A 26,371-nucleotide genomic window follows, 5' to 3' on the forward strand; every position below is an offset into this window, starting at 1 on the left:
GTATTATATAATGAAAGCCAATGAAACATGCATTTTAGAAAACGACATCAGACCGATTCTGAGATATTGAAATATGTATCCGGGCATATCGACAAAGATATAAACCGGCTGTTAAATGCCGAATCTTTGCCAATGGGAGGATGCGATGTGCCGGATTTCGATAAATTCGGCGTATATGAAAGTTTGGCGCAGAGAATAGGTCGAAGCGAAAGACGAAATGTCTGGACGGTTTGTAAATGGGCTTGTGCCATTGCATTGGTATTGTTGAATGTCGGATATTTGGCTTATCAGAATATCGATTTATCGAAGCCTGTCTATAAAGAGGTTTGTTCTTTGAAGGGAGAACGATTGGTCGTATTGCTCGAAGATGGAACGCGAGTGTGGTTGAATGCAGACTCGAAGTTGGTTTATCCAGAGCAATTTGCGAAGGATAAAAGAGAAGTATCGTTAGTAGGCGAGGCTTATTTTGAAGTAAAGAAGGATATATCTAAACCGTTCATGGTACAGGCAGACGAAATGAATATCCGTGTAACGGGAACGAGTTTTAACGTATCGGGATATCCTACGGATTCGGTGGTTACGACCACGTTGGACGAAGGGGGTATAGTGATAAGTTATCCGTATGCAGAAAAATCGGGAACGTATCAGATGGCTCCCGGCCAGACTGCAATTTATGAAAAAGGAAGTAGGCTTTGTAAAGTCATGAAGAACGAGTATTATAAAGATGCTTCTGTTTGGAAGGAAAATAAATTAATATTCAGAAATGCTCCTTTGGAAGAGGTCTTGACTACATTGTCTCGGCAATTTGATGTTTCTTTTGATATCCGCAGTGAAAAGATAGCTGCGTTCACATATAATTTCACCTGCAAGCTAAACAATTTGTCAGGTATTTTTGAAATGATGTCTGCCATTACCCCAATTAAGTTTAATGAAATATCGGAGAATGTATATGCTGTGAAAGAAAAATAATTAGTCTAATAACTTAACAAACACTCAAAATTTATGCTGGAAAAATACGTTTTTCCATACATCAGAAAGTGGTGTGTGGTAGGAGGGCTTTGTCTTGCTTTTCCGTGGGTTGCTTATGCTCAGCAACAGAAAATCTCGTTAAACATTCAGAATGTTACATTGAAACAAGCGATGGAACAGATAAAGGAGCAAGCTGTTGTAAATGTGGCATATAGTAAGGAATTTGTAGACCCGAACAAGACCGTTTCCTTGAAGGTCGAAAATGTGAGTTTGCAGACGGCGCTGACCCAACTATTTAAGGGTACAGATGTCGGATTCCGTTTCTTGGATAATAGTGTTCTTTTATACAATCAAAAGGAACAAGACAGTTCGGGAGCTACATCGAAAGAGCAACAAATCGTATCGGTCAAAGGTACTGTCGTAGATCAAGTGACCGGCGAGCCTATTATCGGAGCGTCTGTTGCCGTAGAGGGATCATCGAAAGGAACCAGTACCGATTTGGACGGTAAATATTCGTTAAACGCACCCGTGGGTAGTACTTTGAAATTTTCTTATGTCGGATATAAGGAAACGAAAAAAGAGGTATTGCAGGCCGGGGTGTTAGATGTTTCTCTCATGGAGAGTTCTGTTTCTTTGGACGATGTGGTGGTCGTCGGTTATGGCGTACAGAAGAAGGTGAACGTAACCGGGGCCGTATCTATGGTAAAAGGAGATGAATTGGAAAACCGTCCCGTCGCTAATGTCAGTGCGGGGTTACAAGGCTTATTGCCGGGTGTGAGCATTACGTCTTCATCGGGGCAGCCCGGAGCCGTGCCTTCGATAACGATTCGTGGTGTCAGTACCATAAATAGTAGTACCGCACCTCTTATATTGATTGACGGAGTTTCGGGTGGAGATTTGAATTTATTGAATCCCAACGATGTAGAGAGTGTGTCGGTTTTGAAGGATGCTGCATCTGCCGCTATTTACGGAGCTCGTGCGGCTAACGGGGTTATTTTGATTACAACCAAGCAGGGCAAACGAAAGGAGAAGGCTACATTGACCTATTCGGGATATGTGGGTATGCAAACACCTACCGCTTTGCCGGAATTGGTAACAGGCCGGCAGTATATGGAGTTGTCTAACGAGGCAATGTCTGCCGCCGGTTTTTCCAGACCTTATGATGTGGATGCTTTTGAAAAATATGATTCGGGAATGTATCCCAATGAATATTCGAACACAGATTGGGTGAATGAAATTTTTAAGAAACATGCGTTGCAAACGAGTCACTCGGTAAGTGTAAGAGGTGGAAGCGAGAAAAGCAGCTATTTTATGTCTTACGGTTATTTAGATCAAGATGGATTGGTCGTGGGTGATGCATTTAAAACAAAACGGCACAATGCGAGAATCAATGTGAATACAGAGGTTTTCGATCGATTGAAAATAAACGGGAATGTCAGTTTTGTCGATTATTACCGTAATGCGTCCGGATTTTCGGGTACTGGAGGTGTATTTCGTTTAGCCCAACGTATGTCTCCGCTGTTACCGGTGAAATGGCAACAACAAAATGAGATGGGATTATGGGAAGACACCGAATATTGGTCCAGCGGGAGTATAAATAATCCTGTTTATGTAGCCAAAGAAGGTGGAGAGGAAAAGAGAAAATCTCGTACATTGAATACTATCGTGAGTGCGGATTTGCGAATAATCGACGGTTTGAATTTAGGAGGGCAATATGCTGCGAACTATTATTTCAGAGAAACCGATAAGTTTACTCCTACGTTACCGGAATATTTTTCAGACGGGACTCCCGATCCTGCTAATAAAAATATGAGAAATTCGGTGAGCCAAGCACATCAAGATGCTTTGACTCAAACCTTACAGTTAACATTGAATTTTCAGAAGCAGATCAATAAACATGAGATCGGGGCTTTGTTGGGATATTCGCAAGAGTGGTATAATTTCAGTAGTTTAAGCGCGAGTCGTAAGAAAATACCATTTGATGGCATTTATGTGATCGATGCAGGGACCGAGGATATTACGAATAGCGGTACGAAGAGTTCTTGGGCTTTACGCTCTTATTTCGGCCGTGTGAATTATGCGTTTGATGGAAAGTATTTGGTAGAAGCGAATATGCGTATCGATGGTACTTCTCGCTTCGCTAGGGATAATCGTTGGGGATATTTTCCATCTTTCTCGGCTGGTTGGAATTTTTCCAGAGAAGAATTTATGCAGTTTGCAGAACCTGTGTTGAGTTCCGGTAAACTGAGGGCTTCTTGGGGTGAATTAGGAAACCAGAATGTGGGTAGCGATTATTATCCATATTTGACTCCTATTGATTCGGGAGAAAGTTATCCGATCGGAGGAAAACAGAATATCGGTTTTCAACAAAGTAAATTGGGAAATGCCAATATCAAGTGGGAAACGATAAGAATGTTGAATGTCGGTGTAGATTTGACTTTCTTTAATAATAGGTTGACCGCTTCTTTCGATTGGTTTAAGAAAGATAATATCGATGCATTGGTGAAACCTGTTTATCCTACGGTCGTAGGAATCACCGGAACGGCTAATTTGCCTTATGAAAACATGGGTAAAATCGAAAATAAAGGTTGGGAGCTTGAAATCGGTTGGCGAGACCAGATTGGAGAAGTGAAATATAATTTGCTATTCAATCTTTCTGATGCCAAGAATAAAATTGTCGATTTAGGAACGAGTGAACCTCGATTAACCAATAACATTCGTAGAGAAGGAGATCCTATCGACGCTTATTATGGTTATTTGACCGATGGTTTGGCACAGATTGATGACTTTGGCGGTGTCGATAGTAATGGAAAGTATATTAATCCTAAGTTCGCTATTCCAAAAGCGGCAGAAGCTATAACACAACCGGGAGATATTAAATATCGAGATATTTCTGGACCCGGTGGAATTCCAGATGGAGAAATAGATGAATATGATAAGGTTGTATTTGGCGATCCGTATCCGCATTATTCCTATTCATTGAGAGGTCAGTTGCAATGGAGAGATTGGGATTTTAGTTTTTATTTCCAAGGAGTGGGGAAAGTAAATGGTTATCTGTCAGATGAAGCCCGTCACTGTTTTATCAACGATTATTCTATTCCTAAGGTAGAACATTTGGATCGCTGGACTCCTAACAACCCCGATGCCACATATCCTAGACTGTATCAAGCTCAATCTCATAATTTATTATTCAGTGATTATTGGAAAGAAGATGCTTCGTATTTGCGTTTGAAAAATGTACAATTGGGTTATTCTATTCCCAAAAAACTTCTTAATCGATGGAAAATAGAGGGGTTGCGATTGTATGCGTCGGCAGATAATTTACTGACATTCACTAAATATTTCGGTGCTTATGATCCGGAAGTACGGGAATCTTCGGGCGATGTTTACCCCCAAGTAAAGACATACGTATTCGGTTTAGTTCTTTCATTTTAATAAATACCATTGCATATGAAAACGATTAAATATATTGCGGCTTTTTTGCCGTTGGCATCATTGTTGGTTTCATGTAACGATGATTTTTTAGACAGATATCCTCAGGATTCCGTGACTAATGAAACTTATTGGAAGACGGAGGAGCAGTTGCGCGCGGCATTGTATCCTTGTTATGAAACATTTGAATATGAGTTGTTGATTAAATGGGCAGAGTCTACGGCCGAAACTGTAATATGGGGTGATAAAAACAGCGGACTTTCAAAAGTATCGGGAGGGAAACATGCTTATACCGATGGGTTCCCCTTTACTTCGTATTGGAGATATTCTTACGGACATATTCACACTTGCAATAATTTCCTAGATAATTACAATCGGGCCGAAATCGACCAAGATGTTAAAGATGTCTATGCCGCCGAGGTGAAGGTCATAAGGTCGTGGGTATATTTTATGTTGACGACTTTTTTTGGAGATGTTCCCTGGATTAACCATGTTATTACGTCCGAAGGAGCTTATGGACCTCGTACTCCACGAAGTGAAGTTATCGATAGCTTAATGACCGATTTGGATTGGGCTGCTTCGAAATTACCTCATGAAAGGCAAACGGGAGATAATGTAGGTCGTATAGACCGCTGGGGAGCTTTGGCGATGAAAGCACGTATCGCCCTTCAAAACGAACGTTATGATATTGCTGCCAAAGCTGCCAAAGAGATTATAGACAATGGCCCCTACGATCTTTATGATTATGAAAAATTGTATCATCTCGAAGGAGATATAGAGAATAATCCAGATAATAACGAAGCAATTATTTCCAGTATCTATGTGAATGATATTCGCAATAATAACATGTCGAACGAGACTTGTTCGCCGGTGGATTTTATTCGATTTAATCCTACCAAAACGTTGGTCGATGCTTATTTATGTATCGATGGTATGCCAGCTAAGCCGGGATTGGAGTATTATAAACGTACAGATATAAAAACGTCACCTCTGTATAAGTATCCTGAGGAACATTATGCCGATTATTTCCAAAACAGGGATCCGAGAATGAGAATGACGTTGTTTACTCCCGGTGATCAATGGGGTGGCGGTGACGATGGAGATGCCGAATATCGCCGTCCGAACGATATATTTCAGTTACCACGCTTCTCGTCGTTACAACCCGGCCGGAACGGAGCTAACGGGATAACCGGCTTTTATTTCAAAAAATACAATGAGATAAGTATTGCCGGAAATGCCAACAGGTCTCACACCAATTTGAACGTAATTCGTTATCCAGAGGTTCTTTTGATTTATGCAGAAGCTCTTTATAAGATGAACGGGACATTGACCCAAACTGAAATCGATGAGACTATTAATCGTTTGAGAGATCGAGTGGGTATGCATCGAATGGATTTGAAGGAGCTGCAACAGTGGAATCTCGATTTGTGGACCGAAATAAAGAGAGAGCGACGTATCGAGCTTTCGTTCGACGGTATGCGATATGCAGATATAATGCGTTGGAGAGAAGGTGAATTGCGTTTTGGTCGGGCTATTACAGGGCCTAGTCTAACCGTTTGTATGAACGATTTGGGCGCTAATCCTTATCCCGATACCGGAGTCGATGAATTCGGCGATGTGATTTACGAAAAATCGAGAGCAGAAGGAGGTCCCCGTTATTTCGATCCGGCTATGCATTATTTGTGGCCTGTGCCTTATGAGGAAAGAATGAAAAATCCTCTGTTGGGTCAAAATCCCGGTTGGCCGGAATAAGTTGAATTTCTAATCCACACTATTAGAATCCTAATAGTGTGGATATTAATGAACTATAAAATATGATTACGATGAAACGTGTGTTTATATTGATGATGAGTATCAGTGCGGTTTTTATGGGTTGTAGTAAAGCCAATGAACCGCAAGGAGATGCCGGTTGGGGTGGTAACACTGAACCCAAAGAAAACCTGGTCGTGATGAGTTATAACATAAAACACTGTGCACCCTATTATGGTGTATCGGGTGAAACAACAACCGCAGATGTGAATAACGTTGCGAATGTGATAAAAAGCAAAAAGCCAGATGTAGTTTTGTTGCAAGAGGTAGATTATAAAACGACAAGAAGTTTGGGTGTGGATCAGGCTAAAGAATTGGCAGAATTGGCCGGTTATCCGTATTATTATTTTTTCAAACAAAAAGATTTTCAGGGCGGGGCTTATGGTGCAGCTATCCTTTCTTCTTTTCAAATGAGCGAAATCGTAAATCATGATCTCCCGAAAGAGATAGATGGACTGACTATTACGGGAAGTAACGTTTTGGGGACAGCCAAGATAAAGTTCAATGGAATCGATGTTTATTTGGCGGTAATCCATTTATCCGTTACTCAGGCGGAAAGGGATAGACAATTCCCCGTTATGATGGAAGAACTTTCTTCTAAAAGCGACTTTCCTATTATTTTAGGAGGGGACTTTAATTCGAAACCGGATAATTCGATTATCGGCAAGTTGGAAGCTGCCGGATTTGTCAGGACGAATACAGATCCGAAAAATTTTACAATTCCTTCTAATGCGCCCAATCGGGAAATAGACTATATCGCTTACAGGCCTTTGGAATATTTTAATGTTGTTTCTCATACTGTCGTTACGGGGGTAAATGCATCCGATCATCTCCCTATTATTTCTGTGTTGAAAATTTCAAAACCGTAGAAAATGAAAGCATTTAAATATCTTTTGATTGTCGTGTTTTTATACCAGTTTGGAAACGTATATGCACAAGACACTTTGAGAATAAAGGTAATGACCTATAATATTCGTTTTGGAGAATTGGCATCGTTGGAGGAACTGGCTTCGCATATAAAGTCTTTCAATCTCGATTTCGTTGCGTTGCAGGAAATAGATTGTAAAACCGATAGAGGAGAGAGAGCTCCGCATCAAATCGGGCGTGACTATATTTCGGAATTGGCATATTTTACAAAGATGTTTGGCGTGTATGGGAAAACAATCGATTATAAGGGTGGATATTATGGTATAGGAATCCTTTCCCGATACCCTTATATCGATACGAAGAAAACTTTTTTGCCGTGGCCCAATAAAGCGCATGAACGTAGAGCTCTGTTAGAGGGTCTGTTTGAAATAGGCGAAGATACGATTTGTTTTGCATCGACACATTTGGATTATCAGTTGCCAAAGACGAGAGAAGCACAGACCGCTTTTATTACCGAGTATTTCAATGATTATCGATACCCTGTGGTTTTAGGAGGAGATTTTAATACAGCTCCTTCGTCAAAGGAAATTAAGTATAATATGTTGGAAAATTGGTTTTTGGCAACCGATTACGATTTTACTGTTCCCGCTTGGAACCCCAAGAGAAAGATAGATTATATTTTCGCCAGACCTAAACAGGGGTGGAAAATTGTGAGAACTCAAACCGTTCAGTCTGTTTTATCCGACCACTTGCCTATTGTGACAGAATTGGAGTATGTAAAATATTAATTTCTTGTTATGAAAAGGGTATTTATATTATCGATATTGATTTTGTTTATAAGTTTATGTACTGGTTCTATATCGGCTGGAACGACGAAGTTACTTTCTTATAACATTAAAGGTCATAGTATGACCTCATCGAGGTTGGCCGATATTGCTACCATTATCAATACGCAAAATCCCGATATCGTGGCTTTGCAAGAAGTCGATAACCGTTCGTTAGGTATCTTTAATCATGATTATTTAAGCGAACTGGCCGAATCTACTGGCATGCATTCGCAGTTTTTTGCTTTGGTGGGGACTTATTATGGCATAGGTATTTTATCGAAGACAGAACCTATATCGGTGAAAACCCAGTCTTTTGCCCCATCGGATACTTCGAAAGACAAGGAGTCCCGCGGTTTTCTCATTGCCGAATTTGACAACTTCTATTTCCTTTGTACGCATTATTCTCTTAATGCCGATGACCGAGATACTGCGACAGAATGGGCTATCCGCTTTGCACGGCAAAGTGATAAGACTGTCTTTATCGCTGGCGACTTCAATGCTCAGCCTACTTATCGGGCAATGGTGACTTTCAAAGAGTATGGATTTTCGATACTGAACAATACGGCTCTATATACCTACCCGGCTAAGGACCCTACGTCGTGCATAGATATGATTATCTCTTATCGACCCGATGATTCTCTTAAATATACAACCACGGAGACGGGTGTCGTTACCGAAGAACCGGGTCTGACACTTTCAGATGTATCGGATCATTTACCTGTATTCGTTACTATCGAAGCTGAGGGGAGTGCAGTGTATGACGCTACTTCTTTGCAGGAAATAAACCTTATCAGGAGTGCCGACGGTTTTTCGCTTAGTAATCTCAAAACAACGTCTCAGGTGAATATTTATGACATATCGGGAAAATTGGTAAAGACACAAAATGTAGATAATGCAACGAATATAGTTTTACCGGAAGGTTCTCGAAATGGACTTTATGTTATTCGAGTTTCTAATGCTTATCAGAATAGCAGTTTTAAATATCTATATTAACCATTAAATTTTTAAATTATTATGAAGAAGGTTACATTTTTAACGTGTGTACTTGCATTGTGTACAAGTACGATGTTTGCACAAACTTTGGAAGTAACGACGGCCGACATGGACCCGGTAGCAGCCGGTGGGTTGGTGTATGTGATTGATCATGCCGAATCGGGCAGTGTCATCGAGTTTAATTTCGATGGAGAAGTGTTGGATTACGGTGAAGGAACCGGTATTGCCATCAAAGGAAAGAAGCTAACTTTTAACGGTATCAATAAAAAGAATGGAAAACGAGTAACCATAAAAGGGTTGGAATCGTTGTTTACGGTCGGTGAAGCATCTGAGATTTCATTAAACGATCTTATCATCGACGGTTTTAAGAATATTGCTATCCGATTGAGTGGCAATTCGACACTGAATGCTAATAACTGTCAGTTTTCGAATAATTACGAACCTCTTAGCAGTAAAGTCAATAATGGCGGCGTGATAAGGGTGAGTGGTTCCAATGCTTTTTTGAAAAATTCCTTATTCCTCAAAAACAGATGCGGTGCTTCTTATGGAGGCGGTGCTGTTTGTGCTTATGGAGATTCGGAATTGCGTGTTGAAAATTGTTCTTTTGTGGAAAATGAAGGGGCTGCGGGTGGTGCCATAGGAGTAAATGCGACGGCAAAGAACCCGTCTCCCCGTGTTTATATTGCTAATTCTACATTTGCCAACAATACAGCAGACGATCGTGGTGGCGCTATTTATATGCAGACAGCGACCACTGTTGATGTTTTTTCTCCGGTTATTGTAAATTGTACATTTGTCGGTAATTTGGGAAGCAATGGTGGTGCTCTTTGCGTATGGTCAAGATCAGCCACTACTATGAAGCCTACTTTCGTGAATAATTTGTTTGCTGAAAATTATAGCAATACGTGGATGGATGACGAATCGAGATTCGATATAGTTGCCTTTTATATGGCAGGACAAGTCGATGCTAATAACCAACCTTTGCCCCAAACTGTATTACCGGTTTGCAAGAACAATTTATACGTAGCTGCTTCTGACGGATTTTTTGCCGACGGTTCGAATAAAGCCGTTAATTTCGATAGCGATGTCATTTTCGCCGCTACCGAACAAAATCCGTGGGACGAGGGAGATGAGAGCTATAATCACCAGACGAGTGTTCTTTCGGGCGATATGAAGGTTGCGATGATTGCAGAAAACAGTATTGCTTCGGGTGCAGGTATCGCCGTGGTAGATGGCGTGGAGATTCCCACGGTCGATCAATTGGGTAATGCGCGTCCTGCTACTCCTTCGGTGGGAGCCGTAGAGTACTCTTCTTTGAGTGGTATCACAGGAAATGTAAAAGATGTTGTTCGCATTTGGAATAGTGGGAATATCGTTTATGCAACGGGGTTGGATAAAACTGCTACCGCTAAGGTGTACAGTATGACCGGCGGATTGGTTTATGAAGGAATCATAGCCAATCATTCGGCTTTGGAATTGCCGATAGAAGAAGGTGTTTATTTGATCGTTGTTGATAAAGCGATACAGAAACTTATCATAAAGTGATAGATAGAGTATAGGTTCATGAAAATCGTGTCGTGAGTTGCTTCTGTTCTTACAAGAGATATTATGGAATATCGGGTCTGTAAGTGGTTCATGACACGATTTTTATTCGGTAATAGGTTTAATTAAAAAAAATAATTCCATGAAATACCACATATCAAGTAGTTTGTTTGTGCTTTTTTGTATCGTACTGTGTGCTTGTAACTCGTCTTCGGTCGAGAAAGACGGCATAATACAACCCGCTTTTGATTTAATCGAGCGGCAAATCGGGGAGAGAGCGGCCGGTATACAGTTGGAGGAGATAGCTCCTGAGAATGGAAAAGAGACTTTCGAGGTAGAGGCTAAAAATGGTATTCTCACGTTGAGAGGCAGCAGCTCGGTGGCTATTTGTTATGCGTTCCATACTTATTTACGAGAGGCTTGCTCGGCGATGAAAACATGGAGCGGGGAACATATGGAGTTGCCTGAGACTTGGCCCGATTTTGTTTTGAAAGAGCAGACTACGCCGTATGAGTACCGATATTTCTTGAATGTGTGTACCTTTGGTTATACAACTCCGTATTGGGATTGGGAACGCTGGGAAAAGGAAATCGACTGGATGGCTCTGCGGGGAGTCAATATGCCGTTGGCTACCGTAGCGAGCGAGGCGATTGCCGAGCGAGTGTGGCTGAAAATGGGATTGAAAGAAGAGGATATACGGGCTTTTTTTACCGGCCCGGCACATTTGCCATGGCATCGTATGGGGAATCTGAATGGTTGGGACGGCCCGCTTACGAACGGTTGGCAGAAGGAGCAGATAAAACTGCAACACAAGATATTGAATCGAATGCGAGAACTGGGTATGGATCCTATTGCTCCTGCATTTGCCGGCTTTGTACCTACTGCGTTTGCCGAACGACACCCCGAAATACAATTCAAACATTTGGAATGGGGCGGATTCGATGAAAAATACAACGCTTATGTATTGCCTCCCGAGACTCCCTACTTTAAGGAGATAGGAAAACTTTTTATCGAAGAGTGGGAAAAAGAGTTTGGAAAGAATACTTACTATCTGTCGGATAGTTTCAATGAGATGAAATTGCCTGTCGCCGAGGGTGACGATGACGGGAAACACAAGTTATTGGCACAATACGGCGAATCTATATATCATTCGATTGCGGCCGGCAATCCCGATGCTGTTTGGGTAACGCAAGGCTGGACTTTCGGATATCAACACGATTTTTGGGACAAGGCTAGCTTGCAGGCTTTGCTGAGTAGGGTTCCCGATGATAAAATGATTATTATCGATTTGGGAAACGATTATCCGAAATGGGTTTGGGGTACTGAACAAACATGGAAAAATCATGATGGTTTTTATGGGAAAAAATGGATATTCAGTTATGTGCCGAACTTTGGGGGAAAGACTCCGATGACGGGCGATTTGCAGATGTATGCGACCTCTTCGGCCGAAGCTTTGCATAGTGCGAATGCCGGTAATTTGGTCGGGTTCGGTTCTGCTCCCGAAGGGCTTGAAAATAACGAGGTCGTTTATGAATTGTTGGCCGATATGGGTTGGACGGCCGATTCGATAGATTTGGATTCTTGGCTGCCCGTTTATTGTAAGGCTCGTTACGGCGGTTGCCCGGCGGCTATGGATAGTGCTTGGCAGCGGTTCAAGGAAACAGCTTATAGCTCGTTGTATTCTTACCCCCGGTTTACTTGGCAAACGGTTGTCCCGGATACCCGCCGAATCAGTAAGTTGGACGTGAGCGATTCGTTCTTGCAAGGTGTCGAACTGTTTTTGTCGTGTGCCGATAGTTTGGAATCGTCGCCGCTGTATGTGAATGATGCCATTGAATATGCTTCTTATTATTTGGCTGCCAAAGCTGATGATTGTTATAAACGGGCTTTGAAAGAAGATTCTTTGGGGAACCGGGTGGCGGCCATGCAGCAGTTGGATCGTTCGGTCGAGATTCTTTTAGATGTGGATAAGTTGTTGGCCTCGCATCCGTTGTATCGACTGGAAGAGTGGGTGGATATGGCTCGCGATTGGGGGAAAACGGATTTGGAGAAAGATGCCTATGAGGCTAATGCCAAGCGGTTGATTACGACATGGGGTGGTTTCCAAGAAGATTATGCCGCCCGGTTTTGGAGCGGGTTGATAAAGGATTATTATATTCCCCGTATGAAGTTGTATTTTTCGGAACAGCGGGCCGATTTGGACCGTTGGGAGGAAAATTGGATAAAAGCTCCGTGGCACAATACCTCTACGTCGTTCGAAGATCCGTTACAAAGCGCGATTAAATTGGTCGAACGATATAAAGGGGAATAGGTCTTATTTTTATTAACTTTGGAATGTTTTGGAGCGAGAGTGATGAAAAGGGTAATTTTGGCTTTTGATTCTTTCAAAGGATGTGCGAGTTCGCAGGAGATCGCAGCCTCTGCGCGGCAGGGGATTACCGACGTGTTTCCCGAATGTGCGGTGGTGGTAGTGCCTGTGGCCGATGGGGGTGAAGGTACGGTCGAGGCGATTTGCTCGAATATGTCCGTCGAGCGGGTATCGTGCCGTGTCCACGATCCTCTTATGAATCCGATGGAAGCGGCATACGGAATTACTTCTAATGGATCGACCGCTATATTGGAAATGGCAGCTGCAAGCGGTTTGCCTTTGATTCCGCAAGAAAAACGAAATCCTTTGCTCACGACTACATGGGGAACCGGTGAGATGATTGCCGATGCGTTGCAGCGGGGGTGTCGTCGCATTGTCATGGGTATCGGTGGCAGCGCCACTAACGACGCAGGTATCGGTTTGTTGGCGGCGTTGGGTTATCGTTTTTTGGACGAGCGGGGCGAGGAGCTTCCTCCTGTTGGCGAAAGTTTGGGAAAGATTGCCCGGGTGGACGGTTCTTCGGCTAACAAATTGTTATGTGAAACTTCTTTTACGATAGCTTGCGATGTAAATAATCCTTTTTACGGTAGTCGCGGAGCTGCCGCTGTTTACGCTCCCCAAAAGGGTGCTTCTCCCGATGAAGTCGATTTTTTGGAAAAGGGAATGATTCATTATGCGCAAGTGATAAAGGAGACGAGGCAGATGGATATTTCGGAAATTCCGGGAGCCGGTGCGGCCGGAGGTTTGGGTGGCGGCGTGTTGCCATTCTTGAATGCCGAGTTACAATCGGGGATTGATATTGTTTTGGATATGCTCCGTTTCAGGGAGACGATACAGGGAGCCGATTTGATTTTTACCGGTGAAGGGAAATTGGACAAACAGACCGGTATGGGCAAAGCATTGGGCGGAATTTTGCATTATGCGAAAGAGGAGGCTGTCCCGGTAATTGCCATAGGCGGCTGTGTGGAGGCGTGCGAAATATTGAACGAGATGGGATTTGCCAGTATTTTTTCCATACAGACGGCTCCGGTTTCTTTGCAGGAGGCAATGGATCGGGATTTTGCTTTGAAGAATATAAGGCAGGTTGTCACACAGATTATGCGAACCATTCAAATAGGGACACATGGATAGTACGGTAGGTGCATTAATCGGATTGCTGGTGTCGATATTCTTGATAATCAAGAAAGTTTCACCGGCTTATAGCCTTATTTTGGGCGCTTTGATCGGTGGTTTGGCCGGAGGCTTCTCCTTGGAAGAAGTCGTTGTGTCGATGACCGAGGGCGTGAAAGATGTCTCTTCGGCTGTGTTGCGTATCCTGACGGCGGGGGTATTGTCGGGTGTTCTGATAAAAACAGGGGCTGCAATGACTATTTCAAATGCGATAATCAGGTTTTGGGGTGAGAAACGTGTCTATTTGGCTTTGGCGTTTGCCACGATGTTGTTGTGTGCGGTAGGCGTTTTTATCGATGTAGCGGTGATAACGGTAGCTCCGGTTGCATTGTCTATCGGTCGGAGGTTGGGGATTCCTACTCCGCAACTGCTGCTTGTGATGATAGGCGGAGGGAAAAGCGGAAATATTATTTCGCCCAATCCCAACACGATTATTGCGGCCGAGAATTTTGGAGCCGATTTGCCCTCGGTTATGTTTGCCAATATTATACCGGCCATAATAGGTTTGTTGTTTACCGTGTTCGTGATAGCTCGTTTTTTCCCGGTGAAACCTTGTAAGGTCCATACCGATGAGGAGGAGATGGGAAACGACGATGGATTACCTTCGTTATGGAGTAGTTTGGTGGCTCCCGTCGTGACTATTTTCCTGTTGGCTTTACGACCTTTGTGTGGTATCACCGTAGACCCTTTGGTAGCTCTTCCGGCAGGTGGATTGTGCGGATTGATATGTATGCGGCAATGGAAAAATGCATTGCCGAGTATCGAATTCGGTTTACAGAAAATGTCGGTGATAGCCGTGTTGTTGATCGGTACAGGGACTATTGCCGGCGTGATTAAAGATTCGACTTTGAAAGATTATATCTTGGCCATGTTGGATCATGTGAGTATGGGAAAGGATATGATTGCTCCTATTTCCGGTATTTTAATGTCTGCCGCTACGGCTTCGACTACGGCGGGAGCTACGTTGGCTTCTGCCTCTTTTGCCGATACGATTTTAGCAGTGGGCGTTTCGTCGATATGGGGTGCGGCGATGGTTAATGCCGGGTCTACCGTACTGGATCATTTGCCTCACGGGTCGTTTTTCCATGCTACGGGAGGGGTTTGCGATTTGACGTTTAGAGACCGGTTGAAACTGATTCCTTATGAAACACTTATCGGAGCCGTGTTAACTCTATTCTCGATTATAATGTATTGGATATGTCGTTGACGAGAACTTCTAAACGGTTGGTTTCATTGGACGTGTTGAGGGGAATTACCGTTTGCGGCATGATTCTCGTCAACAATGCAGGGGCGTGCGGATATGCATATGCTCCTTTGAAACATGCGAAATGGGACGGATTTACACCGGCCGATCTTGTTTTTCCTGCCTTCATGTTTATCATGGGAGTCTCTATTTATTTGTCGCTCAATAAATCGAATTTCGATTGGCGGATTTCGATTGCCCGAATCCTGCGGCGCACGGTATTGATTTTCATGTCGGGTGTCGCCCTCAAATGGATTTTGGCGTTTATTGCTACCGGGGAATACAATACGCTTGAAAATTTACGGATTATGGGTGTATTGCAGCGACTGGGAATCTGTTACGGGATTGTAGCTCTTTTGGCCGTGACTGTTCGTCATCGTTTGTTCCCGACGATTATCGCCGTTTTGCTTGTCGGGTATTATTTGTTGCAACTTTTCGGGAACGGATTTGAGAAATGTGCCGGGAATATTGTCTCTATGGTCGATTATGCCGTGTTGGGAAAATCTCATATGTATTTGGGCGGAGCTCAATTCGTCGACCCCGAAGGGGTATTGAGTACGATTCCGGCAATAGCTCAGGTGATGATAGGATTTCTTTGCGGAAAAGTTATCGTCGGGGAAAAAGAGATACGTTCACAAATCGTGAAGTTGGCGGTTTGGGGTACATCGATGTTCGTTATCGGGTATTTGTGGAGCTATGCCGCTCCTTTGAACAAACGGCTGTGGTCTCCGAGTTTCGTTTTGGTAACTTGCGGTATCACCTCTCTGATTTTTGCGACACTCATTTATATTATCGACGATTCGAAGAGGACGCGCTGGTCGTTTCCGTTCTTGGTAGTAGGCGTAAATCCGTTGTCGATTTATATATTCAGCGAAATTGCCGGAGGGTTATTCCGTAAACTCCAATGGACGACAATATCGTTCGAAGGAATATGGCAGCCTCTTTTCGGGAATTGCGGAGGCAGTTTGGCCTATGCGCTCGCCTTTCTTATGTTTAATTGGCTCATTGCCTTTTTCTTGTACAAAAAGCATATTTATATCAAATTATAGAAAGATGAAAAAACTATTTTTTATTGCTTCGTTTTTTATGCTATTGGGAATGACGGCTTGTTCCTCGAAGGATCGCGATGTGTTGGCCGTGGAACAACTTACTCACCGTTTAATCCCCCAATATGCCGATCGATTCGTGTTCGAGATAGTTCCTGATGAGGATAGGGATTACTATTCGTTGGAAAGTAAGGACGGAAAAATCCACATTAGCGGGAATAACGCTAATTCGATGGCTGCCGGATTAAATTATTATTTGAAATATTATTGTCTGACGACTGTATCGTGGTATGCCGATATTCCGGTCGAAATGCCCGATGTGTTACCTATGGTGGAAAAACCGGTAGTCGTAGAAGCGAAAGTGGATAATCGCTTTTTCTTGAATTATTGTACTTACGGGTATTCCATGCCTTTTTGGAAATGGAAGGATTGGGAGCGTTTTATCGATTGGATGGCGTTGAACGGAGTGAATATGCCATTGGCTATAACCGGCCAAGAGATGGTGTGGTATAAAGTGTGGAAAAAAATAGGGCTGACCGATGAAGAGATTCGTTCTTATTTTACGGGCCCGGTTTATTTGCCGTGGCATCGCATGGCGAATATCGATGGCTGGAACGGGCCGTTACCCATGCAATGGCTGGAATCTCAGGCCGAGTTGCAGAAAAAGATTTTGGCTCGTGAGCGTGAATTGAACATGACGCCGGTATTGCCCGCTTTTGCAGGTCATGTGCCGGCTGCCTTGAAACGGATTCACCCCGATGCCAATATTCAATATTTGGGGAAATGGGCGGGTTTCGGCGATTCGTATCGCTGTCATTTCTTGAATCCCGAAGAACCGCTTTTTGCAGAAATTCAAAAGAGTTTCTTGGAAGAACAGGAAAAGATGTTCGGGACAGACCATATTTATGGTGTGGATCCTTTTAACGAGGTGGATCCGCCGAGCTGGGAGCCCGAATATCTGGCACAGGTATCTTCGGATATGTATAAATCGTTGGCTGCTGCCGACCCCGATGCCGTGTGGTTGCAAATGACATGGATGTTTTATCATGATCGAAAATTGTGGACAGCACCTCGGGTGAAAGCTCTGTTGACCGGGGTTCCGTCCGATAAATTGGTTTTGTTGGATTATCATTGTGAAAATGTAGAGCTGTGGAAAAGTACGGAGAAATTTCATGGACAGCCTTATATCTGGTGTTATTTAGGAAATTTCGGAGGTAATACCACGTTGACCGGAAATGTAAAGGAGAGCGGTGACAGGCTCGATAACGCTTTGATAAACGGAGGAGACAACTTAAAAGGTATAGGTTCTACATTGGAAGGACTGGATATCAATCAGTTCCCTTATGAATATATCTTTGAGAAAGCGTGGACGATAGATGTGAATGGACAGGATTGGGTGGAGCGTTTGGCGGATAGGCACGTAGGAGCCGTTTCGGAATCGGCACGCGAGGCTTGGCAGATATTGTTTGACGATGTTTTTGTACAAGTGCCCCGTACATTAGGTATTTTGCCCGGATATCGGCCGAAATTGGGGGATAACTATAATAAACGGACCAGTAACGAGTATGATAACGCTACATTGCTGCGGGTGTGGGAGCTTTTATTGGAAGTTCCGTCTTGCGACAGAGATGCATTCGAGATAGATGTGATTATGACAGGTCGTCAACTCTTGGGCAATTATTTTTTGGACGTGAAAAAAGAATTTGACGGTTTTTATAAGAAACGGAATGTTCCCGGGTTGAAAGAAAAGGCTTCTGAAATGAGAGAGATACTGTCCGATTTGGAATTGTTGAATTCTTTCCACAACCGGGCATCGTTGGATAAATGGATTGAAGATGCCCGCAGTTTGGGCGATACCGACGAATTGAAAAATTATTATGAGAAAAATGCTCGTAATTTAATAACTACATGGGGTGGTAGTTTGAACGATTATGCGAGTCGTACATGGGCCGGTCTTCTGAACGATTATTATGCCAGACGATGGGAAATTTATTTTGATGCTGTGATCGGTGCGGCGGAGAAAGGAATAGAGTTGGATAAAGATGAATTGAAGAGCCGGCTTGCGACTTTTGAACAAGAGTGGGTAGAGAGTACGACACCTGTCTGTATCGAGCGGAATGGTACATTGCTCGATACTTCTCGTCGTTTGTTGGAGAAATACGGGCCGAGGATTGAGAAATCTCTCTAAGCCGATTTTCTTGTAATGCTATTCTACAAGGGGATACGACAATGCAGTCGTTATCCTCTTGTAGATTTTTTTTTGTTAGGGAGCATTGTAGATGTCGATATACCAGAACCCGGTGTTCTGTTTCAGATCTTGACAAGGATATTCTTTATACGATACAGGGTCCAAGTGACAGGGAACGGGTTCTTTAAAGATAGGGCCATCAAAAACGAATGAATGATACTCTCCGTTTTCGCCGCAGATATCGACGCCGTCGGGTAAATCGTTTATAAAATCATAGTCTATCATTCTGCCGACGAAAGTTTTGTCGAGTACACAGCCGTCGATACAGGTGATTATGGCTTTGAAACCGGAGTCTATAAATTCATGTAATAGCTCTTGGGGTGAATTGTTCCATAAAGGAAAATCTGTTTTTAATCCTGCTTGTCTGCATTTTTCTTCTCTGCCGATTTTTAATTCCAGCAAATGAATATCGCCGAATAGGGCAGTGGAAATTTCCTGACTTTTGAATTTGTCTATGATTTCTTGTAAAGATATTTTGTATTTATCTTCTGAATATTCGGTATTTATATCACAGGTAACGAGCGGAATTCCTATGCTTTGAGATTGTGCTTTCAATAGGTCGAGGTTGGTTCCGTGCATGGGAATGCGGTTGTTCGTAGAGTCGATAACCGTAAGCAACGCTTTGATGTCGAATCTGTTTAACGCTCTGTATAGGGCCAAAGCCGAGTCCTTACCGCTGCTCCAATTAAAATATGCTTTTGTTTTCATGTTTGGAGTTTATTCAAAATGAACGCAACCAATCGGAAAGTTCATCATGAACGGCTTTTTTGAATCGGAACGACTCATTATATCCCCAGCCGTGACCTCCTGTGGGATAAATATGCAATGAGACCGGTATTTGATATCGATGCAGGGCTTTGTAATAACGGAGGCTGTTTTCGACAGGGACAGCTCGGTCGTCATCGGAGAGGGCGATAAAAGCCCGTGGTGACTCTGCGTTGACGTGTTTCTCATTGGAATAGTAATCGATGAGTGCTTTGCTCGGATTCTTCCCGATGAGATTTTCTCTCGACCCGCTGTGAGTTATCGTTTCGTCCATAGAGATTACCGGATAAACGAGAATTTGGAAAGCTGGCCGTAATTCTGCCGGATAGTGGGTCGCGAAAGTAGAAGCCAAGTGTCCGCCGGCGGAAAAGCCCATAATTCCTATGTCGTCGGGGTTTATCTTCCATTCGGCAGCATGGGATTTTACGACCCGCATGGCCTCGCAAACATCGGACATGGGGACTTTGTGGTTTCCGTGCGGCATGCGGTATTTGAGGACAATGAGGGCGATGCCTTGATGTTTGAAGTAGTCGGCATAGGCATATCCTTCGTGGTCGTAGGCCAGAAGGGCATATCCTCCTCCCGGGCACATGATGACGGCTCGTCCTGTATTTTTCCCTTCGGGTAGAAAGACTTTGATCGAGGGTCGATAGATTCTGACGTTTTCGTCGTATGCTTTTCCTTCATCGTCGTTCTTTTCTAACGGCCCGTTTTCCCATAAAGCTATGTCGATGGGGCGGTTGTTTTCTGCGTAAATGTCGGTACAAGTCATAGAAGCTGCAAGAACTATAAAAATAAGACTTTTGAATTTCATGTGTATTGTTTTTAGGTGAATATTTTGCTGAATGTCGTGCATGAGGGAACTGTGGCGGTTTATCGGGGCTGAGCCGTGGCTTGCCTGTTTCCTCGGTTTATTGCAAAGATAATTCTTTATTGTGTGAACGGAAAAAGACGGAGAAATAAAAGTCGTATGAAAAATCTTTATTGTGGAAACAATTTGTACTTTTGCGCCCGAAATAACAGCAAGGGAATGAAAGAAAAATTAAAAGGCCATTCGGCTATGTTCACGGCAAATTTCTTATGGGGAATTATGTCGCCTATTTCCAAAGCAATCTTTTTGACCGGAACGATTTCGGCGTTTTCGCTAACCAACATGCGTATGGCCGGGGCGGCGATTCTTTTTTGGATTGCTTCTTTGTTTATGCCTCGGGAGCCGGTTACTAAACGAGATTTGCTTTTGCTTTTCGTAGCATCTTTGTTTGGGATAACATTGAATCAGGGTTTCTTTGTGTTGGGATTGTCTTATACGACGCCGATAGATGCTTCGGTCGTCGCTTCTTTGGCTCCTATTATTACCATGATATTGGCTGCATTTATCCAGAAAGAGCCTATGACCGGCAAGAAGGTTGTGGGTGTATTTATGGGGCTTTCGGGGGCTTTAATGCTTATTTTGAACGGAGCGGGCACTGTTTCGGAAGGGCTTTCGGGTGGCCGGGTTATGGGAGACTTGTTTTGTTTGGTCGCTGAAATCAGTTTTGCTATTTATTATGTGGCTTTCAAGGGTTTGATAAGCCGGTATACACCTGTGACTTTGATGAAGTGGATGTTCTTGTTTTCTGCGATTTGCTGTTTGCCGCTCGGGGGAAACGATTTGTTGAGCATCCCATATTCCGATCTTAGCGGCACGATTTATCTCGATTTGTTTTTTGTCGTATTCGGTGCTACGTTTTTGTCTTATATGTTGGTTTCTATCGGACAAAAACGTTTGAGACCGACTATTTTAAGCATGTATAATTATACCCAGCCGATAGTCGCTTCTTTGTTGGCTGTTTGGTGGGGAATGGATAGCTTTGATTTGAAAAAGGGTTTTGCCATTCTTCTTGTTTTCTTGGGTGTTTATGTGGTGACAACCAGTAAATCGAGAGCACAAGTAGAGGCGGAAATGGCTAGACAAAATAATGCTGTCGATAAGTAGTTGACTATTAGTTTGTAGTTGTTCTGTATTATTTATAATATATCTATATTTTATTTATAAATAAAGGGAGATTTATAGAAAATCTTCGCAAAGGAATCGGGCTACTCCGTCGTGGTCGTTGTCGGGAATGATAGCCGTCGCTTGTCTTTTGATTTCTTCGGTAGCATTGGCCGGTGCATATCGGCGGTCTGCCAAGTTAAAGAGGGGTAAATCGTTGAGGTTATCGCCAAAAGCTACGACTTCCCACGGATTTATTCGGTCGATTATAAGCTGGGCTGTCGCCGCTTTGGAAACTCCTTTGGGATATATTTCCAGATTTCCATAGTCGGGAACAGCGATGTCGCGATAACAGAACACACTACAATTTCCGGCACGGGTTATTTCGGCTGCTGCTGTTTCGAGTTTGTCGAAACGGTCGATGACCAGCATGAATAGGGGAGGATTATCGGTCAGTTCGGCCGTATAGTTGTCGGTGGGTATAAAATCTTTATAAGGAGTGTTTTCCCGCTTGTATTTAAAATCCCGTTGTATATCGTTTACGAGTGGTTTGTGAAACACTTGGAGTTTATTGTTCTCGATTCGGTAAACAAAGGGGATCAAGTCTCTATTTTCGAGCACTGAGATGTAACGGAGGGCCGAGTCATCGGTAAATCCATTCGTTTGTATGTAATGTTTGTTTCGTATGTCGTAGAGTACGGCTCCATTCATGAGTACTACCGGAAGGTCGAGCTGTAATTGTTTCAGTAGGGGAACGACCGTAGCTGGTGTTCGAGCCGTAGCTATCGTAAAGAGCATACCTTTTTGTAGTAAATGGTTGATATTCTCGATAGAATGGGAGGTTACGATCGAATTACTGTCGAGTAGAGTCCCGTCTAAATCGGAAATATAAAGTGTTCTGGTTTTCATAATCGGGTACTATTTCGGGGTGTTTTTATAATTTTCGGAATCAAGCTCTCGGATAACGATGGTACTCCACCGTTATCCGAGAAAATATCTTAGAACCATTTGATTTTTCTGAACACAATGAAGGCCAAAGCAGACAACAGCACGGAGAAACAAACGATTAAAGAGAATGCGTGCGGAAGTTCTTCGATGTGTATGTCTACGTTCATGCCATAAAAACTGGCTATCAAAGTGGGAACCATCAGAACGATGGAAAGACTGGTCATGCGTTTCATGATGGTGTTGACGTTGTTCGAGATGATGGAGGCAAAAGCATCCATCGTTCCGGTTAAAATGTCGCTGTAAATGTTCACCATATTTTGAGCCTGTTTTAATTCTATCATCACGTCTTCCAAAAGTTCGGGGTTTTGGTAATCCTTCTCATTGAATATTTTGGGTAATTTTCTTATCATTACCTCATTTCCTCGGATAGACGTGTTGAAGTAGACCAGACATTTTTGCAAGTTCATCAAACGGAGAAGGTCTTCATTACGTATGCTTTGTTGTAACTCTTTTTCGGCTGTGCTGACTTCGTTGTTGATTTGTTTCAGGTATTTGAGAAACCATACGGAAGAAGAGTATATCAGACGGAGAATCAGTTCATATCGGTTGGGGACATTTATTCCTTTACGTCGGGTATATTCGATGAAATCGGGGATCATGGCTGTCGAATGATAGCAGACCGAAATGATGATTTCGTTATTGGTAATAATCCCGATAGGTACGGTCGTATAGGTAATGTTGTTGTCTTTTACGAAGATGGGGATACGTAAAATAGTCAACAACCAATTTCCTTCCGAATCGATACGGGGACGTTCGTCGGTGTCGGCAATATCGTGTAAAAATGCAGCCGGTACATTCAATTCTTTTTCGAGGAAATCGAAATCATCGGGTGTAGGGCATTCGACATTTACCCAGCAGTTGGGAAGCCAATTGGGTTTTTCGATAAAACCTGCTTCACAAAAGAGATACTTTCTCATTGCGTTGCTCCTTTCTTTTTTGTATCCCGAAGGGAGCCCGCAAGATTCGACATCAAATCTCACTTACTCCCACGGGAGATGTTAATACTACTTGTGTACGTTCGTGAGTTTGAATCGTCCATGATTTATTGGTTTGATTGAACAAAAAGAGTCCGTCTTACGAACGAACTCCCTAAGCTCTTCAGGTTGGACTTGAACCAACGACCCTCTGATTAACAGTCAGATGCTCTAACCGACTGAGCTACTGAAGAATAAAAATATCAAAATCGGCTCTTCAGGTTGGACTTGAACCAACGACCCTCTGATTAACAGTCAGATGCTCTAACCGACTGAGCTACTGAAGAAGATCGCATTCGTTAAAAATGCGTTGCAAAAGTAATGGCTTATTTCCAATTATGCAATATATTTGCAAAAAAAATTTCCAGAATGAGGATAGTAGGATTGGGAAATGCTCTTACAGATGTACTTGCACGGTTACATTCCGACGAGTGTTTCGATGAGATGGGGCTGTTGAAAGGCGGTATGCAACTTATAGACGAAGAGAAGCTTTTGAGAATCATGTCGGTTTTCGAAGGGCTGGAAACCACCTTAGCATCAGGCGGGTCGGCCGCTAATGCTGTTTCGGGAGTAGCCCGTATGGGAATAGAGAGCGGATTCATCGGGAAAATAGGTCGGGATGCTTATGGCCGCTTCTTCCGGGAGGATATGGAGCGCAATGGCGTGCAGACTTTGTTGATCGAAGGAGAACAGGCTTCGGGTTGTGCCATGACGATGATAACTCCCGATGGAGAGCGGACTTTCGGTACATTCTTGGGTGCAGCGGCTACTTTGTGCGCCGAGGAGATCTCTGCCGAAATGTTCGAAGGATATGATATATTGCATATCGAAGGGTATTTGGTACAAGACACTTCGTTGATTTTACGAGCCGTACAATTGGCAAAAGAGGCCGGCTTGTCTGTTTCTTTCGATATGGCGAGTTATAATGTAGTAAAAGATAATTATGCGATTATCCGTGATTTGGTTGAGAATTATGTGGATATTCTATTTGCGAACGAGGAAGAGGCATTGGCCTATACAGGCGAAGAGCCCCGTAAAGCGACAGAGATATTGTCGCGATATTGTAGGATCGCTGTCGTAAAATGTGGAGCACAAGGTTCTTTCGTAGGGTGTGAAGGTATAATTACCGAGGTCCCTGCGACACCAGAGGTTCGGGTAGATTCTACGGGAGCCGGGGATTTATATGCTTCGGGATTTCTTTACGGTCTTTCTCAAAATTGCTCGTTGGGAGTTTGCGGTGCTATCGGTTCTTTATTGGCGGGTCGTGTGATTAAAGTAATCGGTACTAAGATGAGCGATGAGATTTGGACTGAAATAAAGTTAAAAGTATCTTCTATGGTTGCCGAAGATATTCGGCATTAGTTATCTTCGTGTGATTAAAAGAAGTGAAATGAAAAATATAAGGTTGACTTTTGCGACAGTAACGGTATTATCTTTTTGTTCGGGATTTATAAATCCGATATGGGCAGGCAAATCTGACGAGAAAAATTTCGAAATATCACGTAACCTCGATATATTCAATTCTCTTTTTAAGGAATTGAATATGTTTTATGTCGATACGATTAATGCCGAGAAGGCTATTAGCGACGGTGTAAATGCGATGTTGGCGCGTCTGGATCCTTACACCGAATATATACCTGAGAAAGAGAAAGACGATTTTTTCTTTTCGACTACCGGAGAATATGCGGGTATCGGTTCTTTCATTATGGAGCGGGATAATGCCGTTTACATTTCGGAGCCGTATGAGGGTATGCCGGCTCAATTAGCGGGTTTGCGTCCCGGAGATAAAATCGTGATGATCGATAACGATACTGTGTTGGGGTGGAAGAGTGCGAAGGTGAGCGAGCGGTTGAAAGGACCTGCGAATACGCAGTTGAAAGTTACGGTCGAACGTCCCGGTGTGAAAGACCTGCTCTCTTTCGAGTTAACTCGTAAGAAGATACAAATGCCTGCCGTACCTTATTACGATGTGGTATGCGATAGCGTGGGGTATATTTATTTGAGTAGTTTTACCGATACTTCGGCCGGAGAAGTGAAACGGGCTTTACAAGACTTGAAAAAACGGGGGATAACTTCGTTGGTTCTCGATTTGCGCAGTAATGGCGGTGGTATTTTGGAGCAGGCCGTGCAGATTGTCAATTTATTTGTTCCGAAGGGGGTAGAGGTGCTTTCTACCCGGGGAAGAAATAAGAAGATGGATAAGATTTATAAAACCACTCAGGAGCCAGTCGATGTGAAAATGCCTTTGGCCGTGCTGATCGACGGAGGAACCGCATCTTCTTCGGAAATCGTGGCCGGAGCTTTACAAGACCTCGACAGGGCTGTGATTATCGGTTCGCGTTCTTATGGCAAAGGATTAGTGCAATCCACACGGCCTTTGCCTTATAACGGTATGTTGAAGGTAACGATCGCTCGTTATTATATACCCAGCGGACGTTTGATACAAGCTATCGATTATTCGCATCGCAATCCCGACGGGAGCGTCGCCCGTATTCCCGATAGCCTTACCCACGAGTTCAAGACCGCTCACGGTAGGATTGTCCGTGACGGAGGCGGTATAAAACCCGATGTGGAAACTTCGATGGAAAGGCGGGGGAATATCAGTTATTATTTGATGAAAGATTTCTATTTCTTCGATTATGCGACTCGGTATGCAGCCGAGCACGATACGATTCCGGCTCCGAAAGATTTTAAATTGTCCGACGAAGAATACGAGGGATTCAAAGCTTTTGTGAAATCGAAGGATTTCAAATACGACAAACAGAGTGAACGGATATTGTCCGACTTAAAGGAGGTCGCTAAATTCGAAGGATATTTCGATGAAAACACGCAGAAGCAGTTCGAAGCGCTTGAAGCTTGTTTGAATCACGATTTGGATAGGGATTTGGAGACTTTTCACGATGAAATCGCTGAATTGCTTTCGATAGAGATTGTGAAACGGTATTATTATCAGAAAGGCGAAATTATAGAGTCGATCAAAAACGATAAAGATTTAAAGGAGGCTTGTCGTATTTTGGGCAATAAATCCCGCTATGACGAGATTTTGAATCTATCGGGAAAGCATTGACGGTTCTTGAAGGAGGATATAAAAAATGCGATGAATTTTCATCGCATTTTTTTGTATGGTAATGACTGTGT

The 26,371-nt window shown here is 43.2% G+C and carries 19 protein-coding genes and 2 tRNA genes; 15 read left to right on the forward strand and 6 right to left on the reverse strand.

Annotation, left to right across the window (positions count from 1 at the left end):
- The first annotated feature begins 27 nt into the window (after window positions 1-27).
- The 12 genes from HMPREF9448_RS12990 (at window position 28) to HMPREF9448_RS13045 (ending at window position 18,454) form a co-directional block, all read left to right on the forward strand.
- Window positions 28-969, forward strand: coding sequence for a FecR family protein (locus HMPREF9448_RS12990; protein ID WP_008863036.1), 942 nt, complete (start codon window positions 28-30; stop codon window positions 967-969).
- A gap of 33 nt (window positions 970-1,002) precedes the next feature.
- Window positions 1,003-4,404 (forward strand): TonB-dependent receptor, encoded by a 3,402-nt coding sequence (locus HMPREF9448_RS12995; protein ID WP_008863037.1) that lies wholly within the window; start codon window positions 1,003-1,005, stop codon window positions 4,402-4,404.
- A 15-nt stretch (window positions 4,405-4,419) separates the two neighbouring features.
- Entirely contained in the window at window positions 4,420-6,153 is a 1,734-nt protein-coding gene (locus HMPREF9448_RS13000) for a RagB/SusD family nutrient uptake outer membrane protein (RefSeq protein ID WP_008863038.1), read from the forward strand.
- A gap of 71 nt (window positions 6,154-6,224) precedes the next feature.
- Window positions 6,225-7,079 (forward strand): endonuclease/exonuclease/phosphatase family protein, encoded by an 855-nt coding sequence (locus HMPREF9448_RS13005; RefSeq protein ID WP_008863039.1) that lies wholly within the window; start codon window positions 6,225-6,227, stop codon window positions 7,077-7,079.
- Between the two features lie 3 nt (window positions 7,080-7,082).
- Window positions 7,083-7,865: an endonuclease/exonuclease/phosphatase family protein gene (locus tag HMPREF9448_RS13010; RefSeq protein ID WP_008863040.1), complete on the forward strand. Its 783-nt coding sequence runs from the start codon at window positions 7,083-7,085 to the stop codon at window positions 7,863-7,865.
- A gap of 9 nt (window positions 7,866-7,874) precedes the next feature.
- Window positions 7,875-8,897, forward strand: a complete 1,023-nt coding sequence (locus tag HMPREF9448_RS13015) for an endonuclease/exonuclease/phosphatase family protein (RefSeq protein WP_008863041.1) — start codon at window positions 7,875-7,877, stop codon at window positions 8,895-8,897.
- Window positions 8,898-8,918: 21 nt separating this feature from the next.
- Window positions 8,919-10,442: a right-handed parallel beta-helix repeat-containing protein gene (locus tag HMPREF9448_RS13020; RefSeq protein ID WP_008863042.1), complete on the forward strand. Its 1,524-nt coding sequence runs from the start codon at window positions 8,919-8,921 to the stop codon at window positions 10,440-10,442.
- A 139-nt stretch (window positions 10,443-10,581) separates the two neighbouring features.
- Window positions 10,582-12,750 (forward strand): alpha-N-acetylglucosaminidase, encoded by a 2,169-nt coding sequence (locus tag HMPREF9448_RS13025; RefSeq protein WP_008863043.1) that lies wholly within the window; start codon window positions 10,582-10,584, stop codon window positions 12,748-12,750.
- 42 nt (window positions 12,751-12,792) lie between these two features.
- The gene (locus HMPREF9448_RS13030) at window positions 12,793-13,938 is read left to right on the forward strand and encodes a glycerate kinase family protein (RefSeq protein ID WP_008863044.1); all 1,146 of its coding nucleotides are present in this window, start codon (window positions 12,793-12,795) and stop codon (window positions 13,936-13,938) included.
- Entirely contained in the window at window positions 13,931-15,184 is a 1,254-nt protein-coding gene (locus HMPREF9448_RS13035; RefSeq protein ID WP_008863045.1) for a GntP family permease, read from the forward strand. Before HMPREF9448_RS13030 ends, HMPREF9448_RS13035 begins: the two co-directional genes overlap by 8 nt.
- Entirely contained in the window at window positions 15,175-16,269 is a 1,095-nt protein-coding gene (locus HMPREF9448_RS13040; RefSeq protein ID WP_008863046.1) for an acyltransferase family protein, read from the forward strand. Before HMPREF9448_RS13035 ends, HMPREF9448_RS13040 begins: the two co-directional genes overlap by 10 nt.
- A 4-nt stretch (window positions 16,270-16,273) precedes the next feature.
- Window positions 16,274-18,454 (forward strand): alpha-N-acetylglucosaminidase, encoded by a 2,181-nt coding sequence (locus tag HMPREF9448_RS13045; RefSeq protein WP_008863047.1) that lies wholly within the window; start codon window positions 16,274-16,276, stop codon window positions 18,452-18,454.
- A 75-nt stretch (window positions 18,455-18,529) separates the two neighbouring features.
- Here the strand turns inward: HMPREF9448_RS13045 and HMPREF9448_RS13050 are convergent, their stop codons facing one another.
- The gene (locus HMPREF9448_RS13050; protein ID WP_008863048.1) at window positions 18,530-19,222 is read right to left on the reverse strand and encodes a Dph6-related ATP pyrophosphatase; all 693 of its coding nucleotides are present in this window, start codon (window positions 19,220-19,222) and stop codon (window positions 18,530-18,532) included.
- A 13-nt stretch (window positions 19,223-19,235) separates the two neighbouring features.
- On the reverse strand, window positions 19,236-20,093 hold the full coding sequence (locus tag HMPREF9448_RS13055) for an alpha/beta hydrolase (protein WP_008863049.1): 858 nt from the start codon (window positions 20,091-20,093) through the stop codon (window positions 19,236-19,238).
- 216 nt (window positions 20,094-20,309) lie between these two features.
- Here HMPREF9448_RS13055 and HMPREF9448_RS13060 point away from each other — a divergent pair, with 216 nt between their 5' ends.
- Entirely contained in the window at window positions 20,310-21,254 is a 945-nt protein-coding gene (locus tag HMPREF9448_RS13060; protein ID WP_040296321.1) for a DMT family transporter, read from the forward strand.
- 72 nt (window positions 21,255-21,326) lie between these two features.
- On the opposite strand, the gene HMPREF9448_RS13065 is transcribed toward HMPREF9448_RS13060, so the two are convergent.
- The 4 genes from HMPREF9448_RS13065 to HMPREF9448_RS13080 form a co-directional block, all read right to left on the reverse strand.
- A complete protein-coding gene (locus tag HMPREF9448_RS13065) occupies window positions 21,327-22,160 on the reverse strand; it encodes an HAD family hydrolase (protein ID WP_008863051.1) in 834 nt (277 codons plus the stop codon).
- A gap of 89 nt (window positions 22,161-22,249) precedes the next feature.
- Window positions 22,250-23,176, reverse strand: coding sequence for a magnesium transporter CorA family protein (locus HMPREF9448_RS13070; RefSeq protein WP_008863052.1), 927 nt, complete (start codon window positions 23,174-23,176; stop codon window positions 22,250-22,252).
- Between the two features lie 177 nt (window positions 23,177-23,353).
- Window positions 23,354-23,427 (reverse strand) — tRNA-Asn (locus HMPREF9448_RS13075).
- Window positions 23,428-23,446: 19 nt separating this feature from the next.
- Window positions 23,447-23,520 (reverse strand) — tRNA-Asn (locus HMPREF9448_RS13080).
- An 82-nt stretch (window positions 23,521-23,602) separates the two neighbouring features.
- Here HMPREF9448_RS13080 and HMPREF9448_RS13085 point away from each other — a divergent pair.
- Window positions 23,603-24,595 carry an adenosine kinase gene (locus HMPREF9448_RS13085; RefSeq protein WP_040296322.1) on the forward strand — a complete coding sequence of 331 codons (993 nt, stop codon included), beginning with the start codon at window positions 23,603-23,605 and terminating at the stop codon, window positions 24,593-24,595.
- A gap of 28 nt (window positions 24,596-24,623) precedes the next feature.
- The gene (locus HMPREF9448_RS13090; protein WP_051008928.1) at window positions 24,624-26,300 is read left to right on the forward strand and encodes a S41 family peptidase; all 1,677 of its coding nucleotides are present in this window, start codon (window positions 24,624-24,626) and stop codon (window positions 26,298-26,300) included.
- Window positions 26,301-26,371 lie beyond the last annotated feature (71 nt).

The sequence above is a fragment of the Barnesiella intestinihominis YIT 11860 genome, from assembly GCF_000296465.1.
Lineage (GTDB): Bacteria > Bacteroidota > Bacteroidia > Bacteroidales > Barnesiellaceae > Barnesiella > Barnesiella intestinihominis.